General features: G+C 70.8%; 20 protein-coding genes. 17 read left to right on the top strand and 3 right to left on the bottom strand.

Annotated elements, in window-relative coordinates; genetic code table 11:
* Positions 1-91 precede the first annotated feature (91 nt).
* From AB2385_RS03905 to AB2385_RS03875, 7 genes are all read left to right on the top strand, one after another.
* Entirely contained in the window at positions 92-1,402 is a 1,311-nt protein-coding gene (locus tag AB2385_RS03905) for an amidohydrolase (RefSeq protein WP_367653617.1), read from the top strand.
* A gap of 127 nt (positions 1,403-1,529) precedes the next feature.
* On the top strand, positions 1,530-2,006 hold the full coding sequence (locus AB2385_RS03900; RefSeq protein ID WP_367653639.1) for an ATP-binding cassette domain-containing protein: 477 nt from the start codon (positions 1,530-1,532) through the stop codon (positions 2,004-2,006).
* The gene (locus tag AB2385_RS03895; RefSeq protein ID WP_367653616.1) at positions 2,006-2,308 is read left to right on the top strand and encodes an AAA family ATPase; all 303 of its coding nucleotides are present in this window, start codon (positions 2,006-2,008) and stop codon (positions 2,306-2,308) included. The genes AB2385_RS03900 and AB2385_RS03895 overlap by 1 nt, the downstream gene beginning before the upstream one ends.
* Before the next feature lie 352 nt (positions 2,309-2,660).
* On the top strand, positions 2,661-3,050 hold the full coding sequence (locus AB2385_RS03890) for a hypothetical protein (RefSeq protein WP_367653615.1): 390 nt from the start codon (positions 2,661-2,663) through the stop codon (positions 3,048-3,050).
* Entirely contained in the window at positions 2,978-3,682 is a 705-nt protein-coding gene (locus tag AB2385_RS03885; protein WP_367653614.1) for a hypothetical protein, read from the top strand. Before AB2385_RS03890 ends, AB2385_RS03885 begins: the two co-directional genes overlap by 73 nt.
* 46 nt (positions 3,683-3,728) lie before the next feature.
* Complete coding sequence (locus AB2385_RS03880) at positions 3,729-3,929, top strand: hypothetical protein (protein WP_367653613.1); 201 nt, start codon at positions 3,729-3,731, stop codon at positions 3,927-3,929.
* A gap of 173 nt (positions 3,930-4,102) precedes the next feature.
* Positions 4,103-5,053: an aldo/keto reductase gene (locus tag AB2385_RS03875; RefSeq protein WP_367653612.1), complete on the top strand. Its 951-nt coding sequence runs from the start codon at positions 4,103-4,105 to the stop codon at positions 5,051-5,053.
* 121 nt (positions 5,054-5,174) lie between these two features.
* Here the strand turns inward: AB2385_RS03875 and AB2385_RS03870 are convergent, their stop codons facing one another.
* Positions 5,175-5,729: a potassium channel family protein gene (locus tag AB2385_RS03870; RefSeq protein ID WP_367653611.1), complete on the bottom strand. Its 555-nt coding sequence runs from the start codon at positions 5,727-5,729 to the stop codon at positions 5,175-5,177.
* A 131-nt stretch (positions 5,730-5,860) separates the two neighbouring features.
* On the opposite strand from AB2385_RS03870, the gene AB2385_RS03865 reads away from it, so the two are divergent.
* The gene (locus AB2385_RS03865; RefSeq protein WP_367653610.1) at positions 5,861-6,877 is read left to right on the top strand and encodes a TolB family protein; all 1,017 of its coding nucleotides are present in this window, start codon (positions 5,861-5,863) and stop codon (positions 6,875-6,877) included.
* Positions 6,878-6,986: 109 nt separating this feature from the next.
* Positions 6,987-7,334: a YlbF family regulator gene (locus tag AB2385_RS03860; RefSeq protein WP_367653609.1), complete on the top strand. Its 348-nt coding sequence runs from the start codon at positions 6,987-6,989 to the stop codon at positions 7,332-7,334.
* 33 nt (positions 7,335-7,367) lie between these two features.
* Here AB2385_RS03860 and AB2385_RS03855 read toward each other — a convergent pair whose 3' ends face one another.
* On the bottom strand, positions 7,368-8,093 hold the full coding sequence (locus tag AB2385_RS03855; RefSeq protein WP_367653608.1) for a 2-phosphosulfolactate phosphatase: 726 nt from the start codon (positions 8,091-8,093) through the stop codon (positions 7,368-7,370).
* A gap of 132 nt (positions 8,094-8,225) precedes the next feature.
* Here AB2385_RS03855 and AB2385_RS03850 point away from each other — a divergent pair, with 132 nt between their 5' ends.
* The 8 genes from AB2385_RS03850 to AB2385_RS03815 all read left to right on the top strand — a co-directional run bounded on the left by AB2385_RS03850 (position 8,226) and on the right by AB2385_RS03815 (position 16,982).
* The gene (locus AB2385_RS03850) at positions 8,226-8,648 is read left to right on the top strand and encodes a hypothetical protein (protein WP_367653607.1); all 423 of its coding nucleotides are present in this window, start codon (positions 8,226-8,228) and stop codon (positions 8,646-8,648) included.
* An 87-nt stretch (positions 8,649-8,735) separates the two neighbouring features.
* Positions 8,736-11,615, top strand: coding sequence for a helicase C-terminal domain-containing protein (locus AB2385_RS03845; RefSeq protein WP_367653606.1), 2,880 nt, complete (start codon positions 8,736-8,738; stop codon positions 11,613-11,615).
* 68 nt (positions 11,616-11,683) lie between these two features.
* Positions 11,684-12,463 carry a 5'/3'-nucleotidase SurE gene (gene surE, locus AB2385_RS03840; protein WP_367653605.1) on the top strand — a complete coding sequence of 260 codons (780 nt, stop codon included), beginning with the start codon at positions 11,684-11,686 and terminating at the stop codon, positions 12,461-12,463.
* 55 nt (positions 12,464-12,518) lie between these two features.
* Complete coding sequence (locus AB2385_RS03835) at positions 12,519-13,154, top strand: phosphatidylserine decarboxylase family protein (RefSeq protein WP_367653604.1); 636 nt, start codon at positions 12,519-12,521, stop codon at positions 13,152-13,154.
* Complete coding sequence (pssA, locus tag AB2385_RS03830; protein ID WP_367653603.1) at positions 13,151-13,966, top strand: CDP-diacylglycerol--serine O-phosphatidyltransferase; 816 nt, start codon at positions 13,151-13,153, stop codon at positions 13,964-13,966. The genes AB2385_RS03835 and pssA overlap by 4 nt, the downstream gene beginning before the upstream one ends.
* Before the next feature lie 107 nt (positions 13,967-14,073).
* Entirely contained in the window at positions 14,074-14,466 is a 393-nt protein-coding gene (locus AB2385_RS03825; RefSeq protein ID WP_367653602.1) for a TIGR04086 family membrane protein, read from the top strand.
* A gap of 70 nt (positions 14,467-14,536) precedes the next feature.
* Positions 14,537-15,670, top strand: coding sequence for a polysaccharide deacetylase family protein (locus tag AB2385_RS03820; protein ID WP_367653601.1), 1,134 nt, complete (start codon positions 14,537-14,539; stop codon positions 15,668-15,670).
* 100 nt (positions 15,671-15,770) lie between these two features.
* Positions 15,771-16,982 (top strand): tetratricopeptide repeat protein, encoded by a 1,212-nt coding sequence (locus AB2385_RS03815; protein WP_367653600.1) that lies wholly within the window; start codon positions 15,771-15,773, stop codon positions 16,980-16,982.
* A gap of 81 nt (positions 16,983-17,063) precedes the next feature.
* On the opposite strand, the gene AB2385_RS03810 is transcribed toward AB2385_RS03815, so the two are convergent.
* On the bottom strand, positions 17,064-17,291 hold the full coding sequence (locus AB2385_RS03810) for a small, acid-soluble spore protein, alpha/beta type (RefSeq protein WP_367653599.1): 228 nt from the start codon (positions 17,289-17,291) through the stop codon (positions 17,064-17,066).
* Positions 17,292-17,296 lie beyond the last annotated feature (5 nt).

Here is a 17,296-nt window from a genome sequence, read left to right as displayed (position 1 = left end):
CCGCCTGACGCGGGTCGGGTACACTAGACCTGACATTGGGCGGGACTTCCAACTGTTCCTACCCGCACTCCACCACGAGGAGGAGAGCTTGATGGAGCGGCTTCTGATCGAGGGCGGCACCGTGCTCACCATGGCGGGCCCGGAGGCCGTCTATGCGGACGGCGCGGTGCTGGTCGAGGACGGGCGCATCGTCTACGCCGGCCCCAGGAGAGGGGCGCCCGAGGTGAAGGGCGCACGCCGCCTGGACGCGACGGGCCAGATCGTGATGCCCGGCATCGTCAACACGCACTGCCACGCCGCAATGACCCTCCTGCGGGGCTACGCTGACGACATGCGGCTGATGGAGTGGCTGCAGACCAAGATCTGGCCGGCCGAGGCCAAGATGACGGCCGAAGACGTGTACTGGGGAACGGCCCTCGCCGCCTACGAGATGCTCTCCGGTGGCATCACGACCTTCCTCGACATGTACTTCCCCGCCGATCCGGTGGCCCGCGCCATTCAGGACACCGGCATCCGGGGCATCGTGGCCCGCGGGATCATCGCCGTCGGGGGGCCGTCCGAGGCGCTCTCGCGGCTCGAGGAGAGCCGGGAGGCCTTCCACCGGTGGAACGGCAAGGCGAACGGCCGCATCACGTTCATGGTGGGCCCCCACGCGCCCTACACCTGCCCGCCCGACACCCTCGTGGCCTGCGCCGAGCTGGCCGATGAGCTGGGCATCGGCATCCACATCCACCTCTCCGAGACCGCCGGCGAGGTGGAGGAGGCCCGGAGGCAGTGGGGCAAGACCCCCATCCGGCACGTGTACGACCTCGGACTCATGCGGGGACGCCACGTGGTCGCCGCACACTGCGTCCACGCCACCGATGACGACATCGCCATCCTCGCCGAGACCGGCACCGGCGTCTGTCACTGCCCTGTGTCGAACCTGAAGCTGGCGTCCGGCCGCACGCCCGTCAGCAAGATGCGCCGGCAGGGCGTGGCCGTCGGTTTCGGCACCGATGGCGCCTCCTCGGAGAACATGCTGCACATCCTGGGCTCGGAGATGCGCATCGGCGCGATACAGGCGAAGGAACTGGAGGGAGACCCCGCCGTCTTCACCGCCTACGACGCCGTCTCCATGGCCACCATCGAGGCAGCCCGGGTGCTGGGGATGGACGCCGAAATCGGCTCGCTGGAGCCGGGCAAGCGGGCGGACATCGTCCTCATCGACACCGAGCGGCCGCACCTCACGCCGAACCACGACCTCTACGGTCTCATCGCCTATTCGGCCCTGCCCAGCGATGTGACCACGACCATCGTGGACGGCCAGATCGTCTACGAGAGGGGCCGGCTCATGCGGATGGACGGGCGGGAGATCATGGCCAGGGCCCGCGAAGCGGCGGCCCGCATCGTCAAGCCGTAGCGCCGGCTCGCCCGCGACGGGCGCACGCAGCGTCAGGGGCCGTCCCGGAGGCGCATTCTGCCTTCGGGACGGCCCCTTCGCGACATATTGCGCGCCAGAGCCGGAATCGGGGAAAGGAGAGAAACATATTCGACAAGTCTGTACAAATATCCAGGTTCCTGTTATCATCGACTCGGCGAACCTGACTCTGGACGCGGCTGCGGCATTCGCCGGCACGGCCAGGCCCCGCGGGGGGTGCAGCTTCGGTGACGACTGCGATCCTGTCGCTTCAGCGCGTGCGCAAGGCGTTCGGCGGGCGGGCGGTCCTGAGCGACGTCTCCCTGACCGTCCAACCGGGGGAGAGGGTGGGCTGCTGGGCCACAACGGCGCCGGCAAGAGCACTCTCCTGCGGGTGGCGACCGGCCTCCTGCCTTTCGAGAGCGGGCAGGTGGCCGTGGCCGGGCACCCGCTGCCGGTCCGGCACCGCGAGGCGAAGCGGCTGGTCGGCTACCTGCCGGATGTGCCGCCGCTCTACGAGGCGCTGACGCCGGTTGAGTATCTGGAGTACGTCGCGGCGCTCTGGCGGATTCCCGCGCCCGTCGCCCGGGAGCGCGCGGCCGCCTAATGCGCCAGAAGGTGGGGCTCATCTCTGTCTTCCTGCGTGAGCCCCCGTTGCTGCTCCTGGACGAGCCCTTCTCCGGCCTTGATGCCGAGGCGTGCGCGCTCACCATCCGGCTCCTGCGGAACCTGGGCCGGGACCGCGCCCTCCTCGTGGCGACCCACGACGTGGCGTTGGTGGAGCAGGTGGTCGGGCGGGCGGTGGTGCTGCGGGAGGGCCGCGTGGTGGCCGACTTTGCGGTGCGGCCCGGCAGCCTCGTCCGGGACCTGGAGCAAGCGGTGCACCGTCCGGCGGAGGCGGGCCTGTGATGGGCGCGGCGCGGGTCGTTTGCCGGCAGCACCTGCGGTCCCGCTGGTGGCTGGGGCACGGCCACCCCCGGCGTCGCCTGCGGACGGCACTCGGGCTGGTCGGGGCGGTGCTCCTCCACAGCGCCGTGCTGCTCGGTTGGCGCCCCGCGGCGGATGATGCCGGCGCCCTCGCGGGGCTTCTCGGCTCAGCCGCAGCGGCATATGCCCTCGCGAGGGGGGCGCGCGGCTGCCTGCAGCTGCTGGACTCCCCCGCGGACGGGTACGTGCGCACGCTGGCTCCCGTGCCCCGCTGGCCGTCCTGGCCGGAACCCTCCTCGGGACGTGGCTGTATGCGGCGGGGGAGATGCTCTCCTTGCTGTCCGCGGGAATTCTGGGGCTGGCACTGGCGGGGCGGACGGCGGCACTGGTGGGCTACATCGCACTGCCGCTCCTGGGGCTGCCCACCGCTGCCCTCGGCCACGCGGCGGCGGCGTTGGCCCTGCGCTGCCTTGGGCAGGGCCTCACCCGCCTGGCGGTGAGGGGCCTCCAGTACGCTGCGCCTGCGGCGCCCCTCCTGGCCTCGACGGCCGGGTTCCGCCTGGAGGGGTGGTTTGGCTGGTGGGCGGCCTCGGGCCCGGCCGCGGCGGTGGGAACGGCGGCGTCCCTCGCGCTGGGCCCCTGCTGGTGGGATTGGCGGCGCTGGCCACCCCGGCGCACGCGGGCGCGGCGCCGGGGGAAGGCGGCCCCGGGGGGAGCGCCCTGAATCCCAACGGCTTCCGGGCCCTGGTGCGCAAGGAACTGCGGCTCATCACCCGGGACCCGCGCAGCTGGGGGAGGCTCCTGGGCGGCCCCATCGCCACCGGGGCCGTGTTCCTCGGCATCGTGTACCTCAACCCGCTGCTTGCGGAACCCCTGTGGGCGTCTGTCATCCTCGGCGTGTTCGGCGCCGGGATCGTGGGCCTGATGAGCGACGTGATCACGCGCGGCGAGGAAGAGCGGCTGTCCCTGCTTCGCCTCAGTCCCACGCCCCTGAATCGCCTGGTCACGGCCAAGGCCCTCCTCGCCCTGCCGCTCGTGCTGCCCATGGCGGTGGGCGGCGGCCTGGTCCTGGTGCGGGAGGGCGTGGCCCAGGCGGCGGTGGTCATGGCCGCGGGAGTCGCCACCGGGACGTTTACCATTTGGTTCAACGTGAAGGACCGGCTCCGGACGTTTACGACCCCGAGCAGCGTCTGGACCTACGTGACCGCCTGCCTCTGGTTCCTGGTCGTCCTGCTGGCGTGTGCGGGCGTGCTGAGCTACGCGCAGATCGGGCCGATGGTCGGCGTGATCACCTTCCTGTTCGCCTGCGTACCCGCCGCGGGAGAGCTGTTCATCCTCGGCCGGATGCGCTGGTGATCCGGCTGGCGGCCCGTTTTCCGCCACCACGAGAGGGGGAGATGTGGTGAACCGTACGCCCCTGCCCTGGCTGCGCTACCTGGCGCTGCTCGCGCCGCTCGGGTTGCTCTTCCTCCGGAACCCCGCCTTCGGTGCCTTCTTTGCCTTCGGCGCCTTCAGCAGCTGGGGCAGTGAAAAGGCCTGGCTCCGGGCACTCTCTTACCTGGGCTTCCTCGGCTTCCTTGGCGTGATCGGGTCCTTGCTGTAGCGACGCGTCCCTGCTCACCCGGGCGGGCGGGGCGCACCTGCCGCCGGCCGTCCGGCGGAGCCGCGTGGGTGCGGAAAAGCCCCGCCTGACACCGGGGCCGTCGCCGGGAAGTCGGGGGCGCCTGGCAGGAGCATCCGCCTGCCTGCCGAACACAGACGGCAGAGGTGAGAGCGATGGAATACCGCAATCTGGGCCGGAGCGGCCTCAAGGTCTCGCAGATGGCGCTGGGAACCAACTCCTTCGGCACCCGCAGCGACGAGGCGACGTCCATCCGCATCGTGCACGCCGCCCTGGACGCGGGCATCAACCTCATCGACACCGCCGACATGTACGGCCAGGGCGAGTCCGAGCGGATGATCGGCCTTGCGCTCAAGGACCGCCGCTCCCGGGCCATCATCGCCACCAAGTGCTGGTACCCCACCGGCGACGGTCCCAACGACCGGGGCACATCCCGGAAGCACATCATGGACGCGGTGGACGCCTCGCTCCGACGCCTGCAGACCGACTACATCGACCTCTACCAGGTGCACCGCTGGGATCCGGAAACCCCGATTGAGGAGACGATGCGCGCCCTGGAGGACCTGGTCCGGTCGGGCAAGGTGCGCTACATCGGCTGCTCGAACTTCGCCGCCTGGCAGATCGTGAAGGCCAACGCCGTGGCCGACCGCCACGGCTGGGCCCGGTTCATCTCCAACCAGCCCGAGTACTCCCCGGTGAACCGGCAGATCGAGCGGGAGGTGGTTCCCGCCTGCGAGGCCGAAGGGGTGGGGCAGATCGTCTACTTCCCGCTCGCCGGCGGGCTCTTCACCGGCAAGTACCGCAGGGGCGAGGCGCCGCCCGCGGGCTCAAGGGCCGCGACCCAGGGGTCACGGTTCGTCGAGCGCTGGTTCACCGATGCCAACTTCGACCTGGTCGAGGCCATGGAGCGCCTGGCCGCCGAGGCCGGCGTCACGCTGGCCCAGCTCACCCTGGCATGGGTGATGTCCCGCCCGGGCATCACCGCCGCCATCGTGGGCGCCAGCCGGCCGGAGCAGGTGCTGCAGAACGTGAGCGCCTGCGACGTGAGGCTCGCACCGGAGGTGCTGCAGAAGGTAACCGAGCTCTCCGAGCCGTTTGCCCGCTAGGCACCGGGAACCTTCCGGCTCACACGGCACTCAGGCGCACCAGTCGGGCGGATCCGGTCGGCGCGTCTGCGCGCGGGCACGGGCTTGCCCGCCTTGCCGGCGGGGGTCCGGGGACGCCGGGTCATTCCGCCCGCAGGCGGTTGAAGAGCGCGGCAAAGAGGATCGTGGCAAAGAGCAGGCCGCTGAGGCTCGTGAGCATGGCCAGCAGCTTCCCGAGGGGAGTGCCGGGCAGCACATCGCCGTACCCACCCGACGCAAAGGTGAGCAGGGTGAAGTAGGCCACGTCCAGCGCGGTCGCAGGCAGGTCGCGCCAGGCAAAGGTGTCCGGGAAGGCCAGCTGGGCCGAGAGGTTGAGCAATACCAGGTTGATCAGCGTGTTGAGGAGCCAGCGGGCCGTGGTGCGCACCTGCGCCACCGGCCCGGTGCGCGCGATCGGCAGGTAGAGCAGGTGGTAGACCCCGGTGTAGCTCTCCCACAGCCCCACGCCGGCGGCGGTCGCCGCCAGGGCCGACGCCAGCGGCTCCCCGCTCAGCAGCACCAGCATCAGCAGGCCCAGAAGCGCCATGACGGCCGGGCGCACGAGGGTATGGGTCAGCCGGTCCTCCCGGTCGGCCCCCAGCCAGACGGCCGCCGCCACCATCCCCCCGACCGCCGCGGCCAGCACGAGATGACGCATCGCCACTCCTCCGATCGCCGGACGGGTCAACCTGTCCTCCCTGTTCCATACGCCTGACCACCCTCGGTTCATGCCGCGTGTACTAGCCCCCCCGCCCGCTGAATATGCCAGTGGGGACGGGGGGGTTACGGATGGTCACGATCGACGGGCGGCGTGCAGCCGCCGCATACTTGCAGCCTCTGTTGCTGGGCGTCGGAATGGCCCTGCTGGTCGGCCTTCTGACGGCGGGCGACCTGGCGCGCCTCCACGGTGCGGGCGGGGCGAGTGTGGCCAGGGTGGCGGACATGCCGGCGGCGGGGGGGACGGAGGGCCGGCTGCTCCCGCTCACCCAGAGCGCCGCCATGGACGGGTTCGCCGTCTGGTCTCCCGACGGTCGGCAGATCGCCTTCATGCGTGACGGGCAGATCCTGCTCGTCCAGGCCGGGGGTGGGACGGCCCGGGTCCTCACGAGCCATCCGGCCGCCTGGGACGCCGGGCCAGTCTGGCGGCCCGACGGACGCGCCCTCGCGTTCGTGCGCCTTTCGACCCGGGACAACCGGGCGCAGGTGATGGAGCTCTCGCTGGGCCCCGGCGGCGAGCCCACCGGGCCGCCGCGGGAACTGGTCCGCGAGGCCGGGGCCATCGGCTACCTGGCCTGGGATCCCCGGGGTGAGTCGCTGTACTACACCACCAACAACCGCATCGTGCGGGTCGGAACAGGGGGCGGCCGCACGGAAGTCTTCCGGGCGCCCGAGGGCTGGGACCTGATCTCCGGCGGGCTGGCGGTGAGCCCTGACGCCCGCTGGCTCCTCTTCGGCGGCGGGCCGCAGCAGCCGGGGGGCGTCGAGTACAATCTCTACCGGATCCCCGCCCGAGGCGGGCAGCCGGAGCAGTTGACCACCGGAGGGGGCATCATGCCCGGCCTGCACCCGGGCGGCCAGCTGGTGGCCTACCGCAACCCGCGGGGCGCAAGCGGCATCTACCTGCTGAACCTCGTCACCGGGTCTGCGGAGCGGCTGCTGGCGGATGAACCCCGCGCGATGTACTTCCACCCGCAGTTCTCGCCGGACGGCAGGCGCCTCCTGGTCTCCCGCCTTATCCTGGCGCCCCGGAGGGAGCGGGCGGGAGGTGGATTCACGTCGAACATCTACATGTACACCCTGGAGTGACGCCGGTGCGCCCTTTCGCCTCCCGTCTGTGCCCTATCCGGCGGCGTGCCCGGAGTGGAGGGAAACCCCAGGCGTGGGCGAAGATTAACCTTCGGGAGGTGTCGCAACGATGGTCAACGTGTACGACCATGCCCACGGCCTGGCGCGGGCCCTGAAGGAGTGCCAGGAGTACCGCATGTTCAAAGAAGCCCGGGAGAAACTCAAGGCGAAGCCCTCCGCGGAGAAGATGGTGGCAGACTTCCACAAGCGCCAGATGGAGCTGCAGGCCCAGGTGCTCCAGGGCCAGGAGCTGACCGAGGAGCAGAAGCAGGGGCTGGAGCGGCTGCAAGAGGTGCTGATGCAGGACATGGACATCCGCGACTACCTGCTGGCGGAGCAGCGGCTCATGCGGCTGCTGAACGACGTTTCCAAGATCATCAGCGACGCCGTCGACGTCGAATTGCCGATCGCGAAGTAGCTTCGTTGCCCTGTGCCGGTGTGCGGTACCGCGTCAGACGAGCGGCACCACCTGGCCCTCGGTGAACACCGGCAGGATGTTCAGCGTGCCCAGCTGGGCGCAGAACAGCAGGTCTTCGCCCAGGCCGAGCTTCACGAGGTTCTGGCCGTGCGCCGAGAGGTGGAGCAGGTCGCCCAGGCGTCCATCGTACTTCCGGAAGAGCTCGCGGGCGACCAGGCCCAGGTCGTTGGTCTCCACCGGCGCCTCCGGCCCGGCCAGGAACTCCAGGATCGCGCCGGCGCAGGCGGTATCCTCCAGCGAGAACTGGTCTTGTGTGCCGGCACAGCAGATGGCCACGTCCCGCTCCAGCCGGGCCAGCTCGCGAGCCACTGCGGGGGCGTTGAGCAGGCAGGCAATGTAGACCCGGTCTGCCCCTGCCGCCCGCCGGATGGCCCGCGTGCCGTTGGTGGTGGTGAAGAGGATCGGCCGTCCCTTCACCCGCGCCTCGGTGTACTCGAGGGGTGAGTTGCCGCAGTGGAAGCCCGGGATGAGTACCGCCTTTCGCTCCCCGCCCAGGAGGAAGTGGCGGTCGGGGTTGTCGGCGGCCACCTGGAAAGCCTCCTCCGGCGTGAGGATGGGCACGACCGTGTCGGCCCCGTTGGCCAGTGCGGTGCAGATGGTGGTGGTGGCCCGGAGCACGTCGATCACTACCGCGACCCGGCCGGCCAGCTCCTCGGCGGGCGGGATGTTGACCACGGTGGGGTACACGTCAACACGCATCGATGATAGCCCCCTGGAGATGGTTTGTTTAACCACTTCATTATAGCACCAGCCTACCGGCGGGACCAGTTGCGGGTGGTCCGGTGTTAGTCCCCGGCCAGGCGCATAAGCATGGCGGGGGAGGTGTCTGCCATGCCGCGCTGGGCCCGCTTCCTCGCGTGTACCGTCACCGGCGGGGCGCTCGCCCTCGGGGGGGTGCTGCTGGCGGCGTACCTCACGGAGCAGGCGCCGCACTTCTGGTCCGGATTCGTGGCCTTTGCCGCAACCCGGGCCTTCCGGGGGCTGGTCCTCCTTTTCGGGGTCATCGCGGCGGTGGTGGTGCTGGTCACCCGGGCGCTGGTGAACCTCTGCGGGCTGCCCGAGGCCGTTGCCGGCTTCCTGGCCGGATCGGCGCTGGCCCTCTGCTACACCGCTGCGCTCACCGCCAGCCACCTGCAGGTCTGGGGCGGGTGGGTCGGCGTGTCGGCGCGCCTCTGGCCCGGGGCGGCCTGGTTCGGGCTGCCCTTCGCCCTGGCCGGCGCGCTGGTCGGGTGGCTCTGGGAACGGCTGGACTAGTCGCACGAGGGGGCGGCGGAGGAGATAGGACCCGCGGACTCGAACCTAGCAGAGTCAGGAACGCACACAGAAAGGGGGACAGCCCGCATGGGGCTGCGCTCCTTCGTCGCAATCGACATCGAGACCACGGGAACCGCGCCTGACCGTGACCGCGTGATCGAAGTCGCAGCCGTGCGCTTCGATGACGGCGTCGAGACGGCCTCGCTCTCGCACCTCATCGACCCCGGCTGCCCGGTGCCCCGGCGGATCCAGAACCTGACGGGGATCCACCCCGGCATGCTCGCCGGCAAGCCCCGCTTCGAGGCGGTGCTGCCGGAGCTGGCCGAACTGGTGGGCGACCTGCCGCTGGTGGCGCACAACGCACCCTTCGACATGGCGTTCCTGCAGGCGGAGTTCGCCCGCGCAGGCCGGAACCTCTCCAACTGGAGCTACGACACGGCCGAACTGGCCCGTGTCGTGCTGCCGCGCGCCAAGAATCACCGGCTCGCCACCCTGGCCGAGCTCCTGCACCTGCCGCTCACGCACCACCACCGGGCCGAGGACGACGCCCGCGCCTGCGGGCACCTCTTCCTGGCCCTCCTGGACCGGCTCGGGCAGGCGGACGTGGGCCTGCTCCGCCTCGTACTGGCCATCGGCGAACCGGCCGGGTGGTCGCTGGCGCCGCTTTTCCGGGCTGAGCTGGACGCGCGCAAGGCCCGGGGCGAGCAGCCGCGCCCGATCACGGAGTGGATCCGGCCCTATCCGGGGCTGCTTCACCGCTCCGAAGAGGAGCCCGACCTGGGCGAGCCCGTCCCTATCGACCCGGAGCAGGTCCGGGCGGTGCTGGGGGCCGGCGGCCCCGTGAGCCAGGCGTTCCCCGCCTACGAGGAGCGCCCGCAGCAACTGGAGATGGCTGAGGCCGTCGCCCGGGCGATGAACGACGGCGTGCACCTGCTGATGGAGGCCGGCACCGGCACCGGCAAGTCGCTGGCCTATCTGGTTCCGGCCTTTGCATGGGCCAGGGCCAACGGCGAGAAGGTGGCGATCTCCACCCACACCATCACGCTGCAGGAACAGCTCTGGGAGAAAGACATCCCGTTCCTGCAGGAGGCCCTGGCCGGCACTCCGCTTGCCGGCGTCGAGGCCGCCCTGGTGAAGGGGCGCAGCAACTATATCTGCCTGCGCAAGTGGGAGGAAGCCGCCCTGGGAGCAGACTTCCTGACGAGCCCCGAGGAGCGGCGGTTCCACATCCGGCTTGCGGGCTGGCTGGCCGAGACGGAGACCGGCGACCGGTCGGAGCTGAACCTGGTGGGCGACGAGGAGCGCTTCTGGCGGGTGGTCCAGTCGGAGACCGAGACCTGCCTCGGTCCCAAGTGCAAGTGGTTCCGCCACCACTGCTTCGCCTTCCGGGCCCGGCGCCGGGCCCGGGACGCCCAGGTGCTGGTGCTGAACCACGCGCTGCTCTTCGCGGACATGGCCACCGGCAACCAGATCCTGCCGCCGTTCCGGCAGCTGATCATCGACGAGGCGCATCACCTGGAGGCCGTGGCGACCCAGAACCTGGGCGTCAACCTGGAGAACTGGGACGTCCTCGGCGCGTTGCTCTATCTCTCCCGCTCCCCGGGCCACGGGCTGCTGGCGCAACTCCGGCGCAGGCTGCCCCGCGGCCGCAGCCTCCCCGCCCGGCCGCCCGTGGGGCTGCCGAGCGAGGACATGCTCGACAAGCTCACCGAGTTGACCGCGCGCTCCCGGGAGGCGGCCGACGAGCTTTTCCGGCTCTGCGCCCAGTTGGTGGAGGCCCGGGGCGGCGCCGATGAGGAGGGGAGCGCACGCGCCCTCAGGCTCACCGCAGCCCTGCGGACGGGTCCGCTCTGGAAGGCCCTCGACCAGGCGCGGGCGAACGCCGTGCAGCGGCTGCGCACGCTCGCCACGGGGCTTACGGCCCTGGCCGAGGCCGTGGAGGGGCTGGAGCCGCCCCTGGACGACGCAGATGCCATACTCGTTGACATTCTGAAACAGAATGGTATTCTAATGCAAAGCGCACAGGCGATCGACGACGTGCTCCTGGACCCCGAGGAAGGCGTGGTCACCTGGGTTGAGTCGGCCCAGCGGGGCGACCGGGTGCGGGTGGCGCTGCGCTCGGCGCCGATCAACGTGGGCGACCTGCTCCGGGGCGACCTGTTCGGGCGGCTGCGCTCGGTAGTCATGACGTCGGCCACCCTGACGGTGGGGGGCTCCTTCGCCCACCTGAAGCAGCGGCTGGGGCTCTCGGCGCTGCCGCCGGACCGGGTGCGCGAGGGGATGCTCACGTCTCCCTTCGCCTACCGGGAACAGGCGCTGCTGCTGATTCCCGAAGACCTGCCGAGCCCGAAGGAGGGCGGCGACTTCACGCGGGCCGCGGCGGACTTCCTGAGGCGGTTCCTGCCCCGGGCCGGCGGGCGGACGCTGGTCCTCTTCACCAGCCACCGGCAGCTCAGGGAGGTGTACGCCGAGCTGAAGGAGGAACTGGAGGGCGAGGGACTGCTTCTGCTCGGGCAGGGACTGGACGGCTCCCGCGGCCGGCTGGTCGCCGAGTTCCGGGCAGCCCAGAACACGGTGCTCTTCGGTTCGGCCTCCTTCTGGGAGGGCGTCGACATTCCCGGCGAGGGCCTCACGACGGTCATCATGGTGCGGCTTCCGTTCAACCCGCCCGACGACCCGGTGATGGAGGCCCGCATCGAGGACCTGGAGGCCCGGGGGCTGTCGAGCTTCGCACACCTCAGCCTGCCGCAGGCGGTCATCCGGTTCAAGCAGGGGTTCGGCCGGCTGATCCGAACTCGGAACGACCGGGGCGTCGTGATTGTGCTGGATACTCGCCTGTCACCGCGCGTGACCCGCTACGGTCTGCAGTTTCTCCGCTCCCTGCCCGGGCCTTCCGTGTATCGCGGCCCCACGGATGCGGTGCTGCAGCGTGCCATCGCCTGGCTCAATCTGGGTGACGAGGGCTGATCGCGGCACGGGGAGACTAGCGGAACGCAGACCCGGATCGCAGACTGAATCGCGGAGGGAAACGTGGAATGGCGCTGGTGCTCCTGACCAACGACGACGGAATCTTCGCGCCGGGCATCAACGCGCTGCGGGCGCGTATGGAAAAAGAACCAGACCTGGAGGTGTGGGCGGTAGCACCGGACCGGGAGCGCTCGGCCAGCGGCCATGCCATCACCATGTACCGGCCGCTCTTCCCCGTGCGGGTCGACATCCCGGGGGCGGCGGCGCCGTGCTATTCGGTGACCGGCACGCCGGCCGACGCCGCCAAGCTGGCCATCGAGGCCCTCATGCCGCGCAAACCCGACCTGGTGATCTCGGGCATCAACCGGGGCCCCAACCTGGGCACCGACATCTTCTACTCCGGGACTGTGGCTGCGGCGCTGGAGGGGCCGATCCTCGGGGTGCCAGCGATTGCCATCTCGCTGGATCTGCACGATGCACAGGCTGTGGAGGACTACGCGGTGGCCGCCGACTTCGCCGCCGGCCTGGCGCGGCGGGTGCTGGCCGACGGGCTGCCTCCCGGCACCCTGCTCAACGTGAATGTCCCCGCCCGACCCCGGGCTGAGATCAAGGGCGTGCGGATCACCAAGGTGGGCCGGCGCCTCTACCGCAACCAGTGGGTGCGGCGGGTGCACCCGCGGGGCCAGGAGTACTACTGGCTGGCCGGCGAGCTGGCCGAGGTGACCAACGACCGGGAGTCCGACGTGGCGGCCGTGGAGGCCGGCTACATCTCGGTGACGCCGGTCCAGCTGGACCTCACCCGTTACGACCAGATCGACCGCATCCGCGCCTGGGAAATTCCGTTCTGACCCCCATCTGTTCCTTTGGTTCATATTGATGTATTCTTAGGAGAGTACTACCCGCATGAGACGACCGATCATCGCCCGCGAGGCGTGGCCCTTCGTCATTGTTCTCTTCCTGATCGCCCTGGTCGCGCTGTGGCTTCACTGGGCCGTGGCGCTGGTTCCGGGGTTGCTGGCGCTTTTCGTGCTCTGGTTTTTCCGCGACCCGGAGCGGGCGGTCCCCGAGGGGGAGCGGTTGGTGGTCTCCCCCGCCGACGGCCGGGTAATGTTCGTGCGCGAGGTGGAGGAGCCCCGCTTCATGGGCGGAAAGGCCATTCTGGTTTCGATCTTCCTCTCGGTGTTCGACGTGCACATCAACCGGGCGCCCGTGGCCGGCGAGGTGCGCTACCGGGAGTACGTGCCGGGGCGCTTCCTGGCGGCCTGGGACGACTCGGTGGGCGAGGTGAACGAACGCGCCTACCTGGGGCTGGTCGCGGGGCCGCACCGGATCCTGGTCAGCCAGGTGGCGGGGCTGCTGGCCCGCCGCATCGTCACCTGGCCGAAGGTAGGCGCCCGCCTGGAGCGGGGCGAGCGGTTCGGCCTGATCCGCTTCGGCTCCTGTACGCAGGTCTGGCTGCCCCCGGGCAGCGAGATCCTGGTGCGGGCGGGGGACCGTGTGCTGGGCGGCAAGACGGTGATAGGGAGGCTACCGCAGTGAACGCGAGGTCATGGCAGCGAGACCCGCACCGGTGGCGCATCCGGGCTCTGCGGGGCGGCAGGTGGGTCAGGGAGCGGAGCCGCAAGGGGCTCTCCAGCCTGCCCCACATGTTCACGCTGGCGAACCTTTCCTGTGGCGTGGGCAGCCTGCTGCTCACCATGCAGGGCGAGTGGCGTCTTGCGTCCTTGATGGTACTGGGCTCGCTGGTGGCCGACGGCCTCGACGGCCGCCTGGCCCGGTGGCTGAAGTCCGACGGCCCGTTTGGCCGCGAACTGGACTCGCTGGCCGATGTTGTCTCTTTCGGCGTGGCGCCCGCCGTGTTGCTCCACCAGATGATGCTTCACGAGCTCGGCCTCGCGGGACTCGCCGTCACGCTGCTCTTCCCGCTGTGCGGTGCGCTGCGGCTGGCGCGGTTCAATATCGTATCCACCAGCGGCTATTTCATGGGCGTGCCCATCACGGCGGCCGGCACGCTCCTCTCCACGATGGCGTTCTACCTCCTGCAGGAGTCGACCACGAACCCGCCTCCGGCGGTGATTCCGACCGTCATGGTGCTGCTCTCGTACCTGATGACCTCCACGATTCCCTATCCGGACTTCAAGAAGCGCAACAAGGGGGCCGGCCTCCAGTTCTGGCCGGTGGTGGGCCCGGTGGCGGCCCTGGGGCTGCTGCTCTATGCCGCCGGCTGGAACCCCTGGGCCGTGATCCTGATGCCCCTCACGGCCTACGTGGTGCTGGGACCCTGGCTGGTCGTCCTGCGCAAGTGGGACGAGAAGGTGCAGCCCTGGCTCGCCGGGGTGACCCGCCGGTAGCCCCTGAGGATGCAGCTGTGAGCGCCCCGCCCTGCGGCGGGGCCTTTGCATGTCCCCCCGGCGGTGCCCATATATATGGGGCAAGCCGTCGGAAGGAGAGGATCGGCATGCGGGGAGCAGGGGGGAACGGCCCGGCTGTAGACCTGGCGGCGCTCTCCGCCGGGGTGGTGTGGGGCCTGCTCCTGCTGGTGGTCAGCGCGCTGCTGCTCGGGGTGCTCGACTTTCGCTTTCCACCGTCGCCGGAGGCGGAGGCCGGGCGGACGCTGGTGGTGCAGGGCGTGGCCGCGGCGTTGGCCGGACTCCGGGCCGCCCGGGCGGCCGGCCGGGGCGGCTTCCTGCACGGGCTCCTGGCCGGCGTGGCGGTGATGGCCGCGGCCATCGTGCTGGTGGGGATTTTCCGCGACCTGCCGCGCCTGGTGGGCATCGTACGCGGCCTCTTGATCGGGGCCGGAGCGGGGGCCGTGGCCGGTGTCGCGACGGTCAACCTGCGGCGCGGCTGAGGACGGGTTTACGAAAAGTGCGGGCGGGGCAGACTCATGGGTGAGAGACCCTCGAGAGGAGGATCGACCCATGAAGTCCCCCGCTCTCCTGGCAGCGCTGGCGCCGCTCCTGCTTCTGGCGCTGGTCCTTCCCGCCCGGGCGGTGGCTTACGAGCCAGCCCCGGAGAGCCGGCTGGTCCAGGCCGTCCAGGCGCGGGCCCTGCGCCGCGGCGACACCGGTCCCGAGGTGGCCGCACTGCAGGAGCTGCTGCGTTCCCGCGGGTTTGACCCAGGTCCCATCGATGGGATCTTCGGGCCGCTGACCGAGGCGGCGGTGCGCACAGCGCAACGCTACCACGGGCTGGAGGTGGACGGGCTGGCCGGGCGCCTGACCGTGGGGGCGCTGCGCGGGCAGGATGTGGCGGCCTCCAAACCGGACGCACCCGCGACCCGGCCTGCGGCGGCCGCCCCGGAAGGTGTGGCTTCCTCCAGTTCCGTGGCGGCCGGACCTGCCGGCGGTGCGGTGATCCGCCCCGCTGCGGCGACCGCGGCCGGGGAATCGTCCCCGTCGGAGGAGTCGGCCCTGGTCATCTACCAGGCTCACGCCGAGCCCCTGGCGGGTGCCGCACGCCCTGCGGCGGCCCGGACGCGAACGGTGGCGCTCACGTTCCACCACCTGCCGGAAAGGGGGAAGCTGGATGCGCTTCTGGATACCCTGGCCGACGCAGGGGCCCAGGCCACGTTCTTCGTCACGGCGGAGGAGGCGGCAGCCCGAGCGGCGGACCTGCGTCGCCTGCGCGCGGCGGGGCACGGGATCGGCAGCCTCGGTTACCGGGAGGTGGACATGCGCGGTCTGAGCCCTGAGGTGGCCCGCACCCAGCTACAGATGGCCCGGGAAGTGCTCCGGGTTGCCGCGGGAATCGAGCCGACGCTGTTCCGGCCGCCGCTGGGCAGCTTCAACCGGGCCCTGGCCCGCCTGGCCGAGGAGGAGGGGATGCGGCTGATCCTCTGGACCAACCCGACGTTCGCCATGCCGGGCGTCGAGCCCGAACGTCTGGCCGAACTGGTCAGCGACCGTCTCTATCCGGGTGCGGTGGTGATGCTGCCGCTGGACGAACCGTCGGGCGTTGCCGCGGTAACCCCGCTGCTGGAACGGATCGGCGCCAAGGGCTACCGGGTTGCGCCGGTGGAGGAGGCGACGCGGTCGACCGGTATCGACAGGTAACGACATGCTTGTCGACCGATTTCTGGCAGCGCTGGGAGGAATGGCCGCGTTCGGGGTCTAAATATTGGGGCAGCAGTCTGAATGGCAGGAGGCAACGGCTATGACTGAAGCTGCTACCCCTGGCCCCGCACGGGAGCGTGGTACCGGGTTGCTCACCGACCTGGCGGCCCTTCCCTGGGAGCGGCGCCCGCCGGCGGGCTGGGCGGTCGTCGCACTGCTGCTGCTGACCGGTCGTGTGGGCTCGGCCGTCGTCCGCCTCCGGCACCTGGCCGCCGCCCACCCGGACCGGCACGACCTGTCGGCCCGCCTCGGCGTCCTGCTCGTGCAGTGCCCGCGCCTTGCGCAGGGTGAGAGCGAGGCCGTGGAGTGCCTCGCACCTGCGGTGAAGCGCTACCACGAGCACGCGATGCTTCGCCGGTGGCTGGCGGAAGCCCTGGCGCGGGCGGGAATGGCCGACGCGGCCCACGCCCACCTCGACGCCGGCCTGCGGCTCAATCCCGACCTGCCGGAGCTGTGTGTGGCGAAGGGGCGCCTTCTGCTGAACCAGGGGCGCCCGGAGGACGCCCTGGTTTTCATCGACGGCGCCCTGGCAGGGCGGCCGCGCAGCGGCGCGCTCTGGAACCTGAGGGGCCTCTGCCTGCAGGAACTGGGGCGGCTGGAGGAAGCGACGCAGGCCTACCGCAAGGCCGCGCACTTCCTGCGTTCCGACGGTGCGGTATGGGCGAATCTCGGGCTGGCGCTGCAGAAAACCGGCGAGACAGCGGAGGCCCTGCGCGCCCTGCTGCGAGCGGTGCGGCTGCGGCCGTCGGATCCGACGCTGCTCAACAACGTCGGCTTCTCCCTGCTGCGAGCCGGCCGTACCCGGGAGGCGATTGAGTCGTACCGTCTGGCCAGCGCGCTGGACCCCGAGTCGCCGCTCACGCTGGGCAACCTCGCCGCCGCCCTCGTGGAGGGCGGGATGGTCGCGGAGGCCATGAGCCTGCTGGACACCGCCCTGCAGAAGGCCCCGGGCGATCCCACGCTCCTCAACAACAAGGGCCTGCTCCTGATGAAGACCGGGCGGTTCCGCGAGGCACTGGCCTGCTTCGACGAGGCCCTCCAGCGGGCCCCGGACGACGCGGCCGCGCTGGCGAACCAGGCCGCGTGCTACTTCGCACTGGGCCGCTACGAGCAGGCGCTGAACTCCTACCGGCTCGCCCGGGCCACCGATCCAAACAATCGACAGCACCTCTGGTCCATCGGCGCTTGCCTGGAGCGCCTGGGCCGGGCCGACGAGGCCTTGCAGACTTACAACCAGGCGTTGGGCGCCTGACGCGGAACAGGCCGGCTTCCGCCGGCCTGTTCGTTCTATGTCATCGGCGGGAGGCGCGCTCCCCCGCCTGGTGGCGCCCCGCTACCTGAGGGTAGCGGAGCCGTCTGCCAGGGCCTGCTCGGCGTACTTGAGCATCACCTTCACCATGCGTCCGCCGATGCGGCCGCCGATGTGGCCACAGGCGCGTGAGCTCATCTGGGGCCAGCCGTGCTGCACGATCTCGTCGGAGAGGCCGGCCTGACGGGCGACCTCCCACTTGAAGCGGTCCAGGAGCTCATGCGGTAAAAGGCGATCGGTGGGCCTGCTCAATGAGG

Origin of the sequence: Symbiobacterium sp. (assembly GCF_040797425.1) — a bacterium.
Classification (GTDB): domain Bacteria; phylum Bacillota; class Sulfobacillia; order Symbiobacteriales; family Symbiobacteriaceae; genus Symbiobacterium.
Note: the sequence above shows the minus strand (reverse complement) of the source record. Positions and strands in the feature narration are given on the sequence as shown.

Bases quoted from the DNA above. Each gene is read 5' to 3' on its own strand.
- surE (WP_367653605.1), top strand. From the start codon at position 11,684: ATGGCGCTGGTGCTCCTGACCAACGACGACGGAATCTTCGCGCCGGGC.
- AB2385_RS03845 (WP_367653606.1), top strand. From the start codon at position 8,736: ATGGGGCTGCGCTCCTTCGTCGCAATCGACATCGAGACCACGGGAACC.
- AB2385_RS03895 (WP_367653616.1), top strand. From the start codon at position 2,006: ATGCGCCAGAAGGTGGGGCTCATCTCTGTCTTCCTGCGTGAGCCCCCG.
- AB2385_RS03820 (WP_367653601.1), top strand. From the start codon at position 14,537: ATGAAGTCCCCCGCTCTCCTGGCAGCGCTGGCGCCGCTCCTGCTTCTG.
- AB2385_RS03855 (WP_367653608.1), bottom strand. From the start codon at position 8,093: ATGCGTGTTGACGTGTACCCCACCGTGGTCAACATCCCGCCCGCCGAG.
- AB2385_RS03860 (WP_367653609.1), top strand. From the start codon at position 6,987: ATGGTCAACGTGTACGACCATGCCCACGGCCTGGCGCGGGCCCTGAAG.
- AB2385_RS03875 (WP_367653612.1), top strand. From the start codon at position 4,103: ATGGAATACCGCAATCTGGGCCGGAGCGGCCTCAAGGTCTCGCAGATG.
- AB2385_RS03870 (WP_367653611.1), bottom strand. From the start codon at position 5,729: ATGCGTCATCTCGTGCTGGCCGCGGCGGTCGGGGGGATGGTGGCGGCG.
- AB2385_RS03850 (WP_367653607.1), top strand. From the start codon at position 8,226: ATGCCGCGCTGGGCCCGCTTCCTCGCGTGTACCGTCACCGGCGGGGCG.
- AB2385_RS03905 (WP_367653617.1), top strand. From the start codon at position 92: ATGGAGCGGCTTCTGATCGAGGGCGGCACCGTGCTCACCATGGCGGGC.
- AB2385_RS03865 (WP_367653610.1), top strand. From the start codon at position 5,861: ATGGTCACGATCGACGGGCGGCGTGCAGCCGCCGCATACTTGCAGCCT.
- AB2385_RS03825 (WP_367653602.1), top strand. From the start codon at position 14,074: ATGCGGGGAGCAGGGGGGAACGGCCCGGCTGTAGACCTGGCGGCGCTC.
- AB2385_RS03835 (WP_367653604.1), top strand. From the start codon at position 12,519: ATGAGACGACCGATCATCGCCCGCGAGGCGTGGCCCTTCGTCATTGTT.
- AB2385_RS03815 (WP_367653600.1), top strand. From the start codon at position 15,771: ATGACTGAAGCTGCTACCCCTGGCCCCGCACGGGAGCGTGGTACCGGG.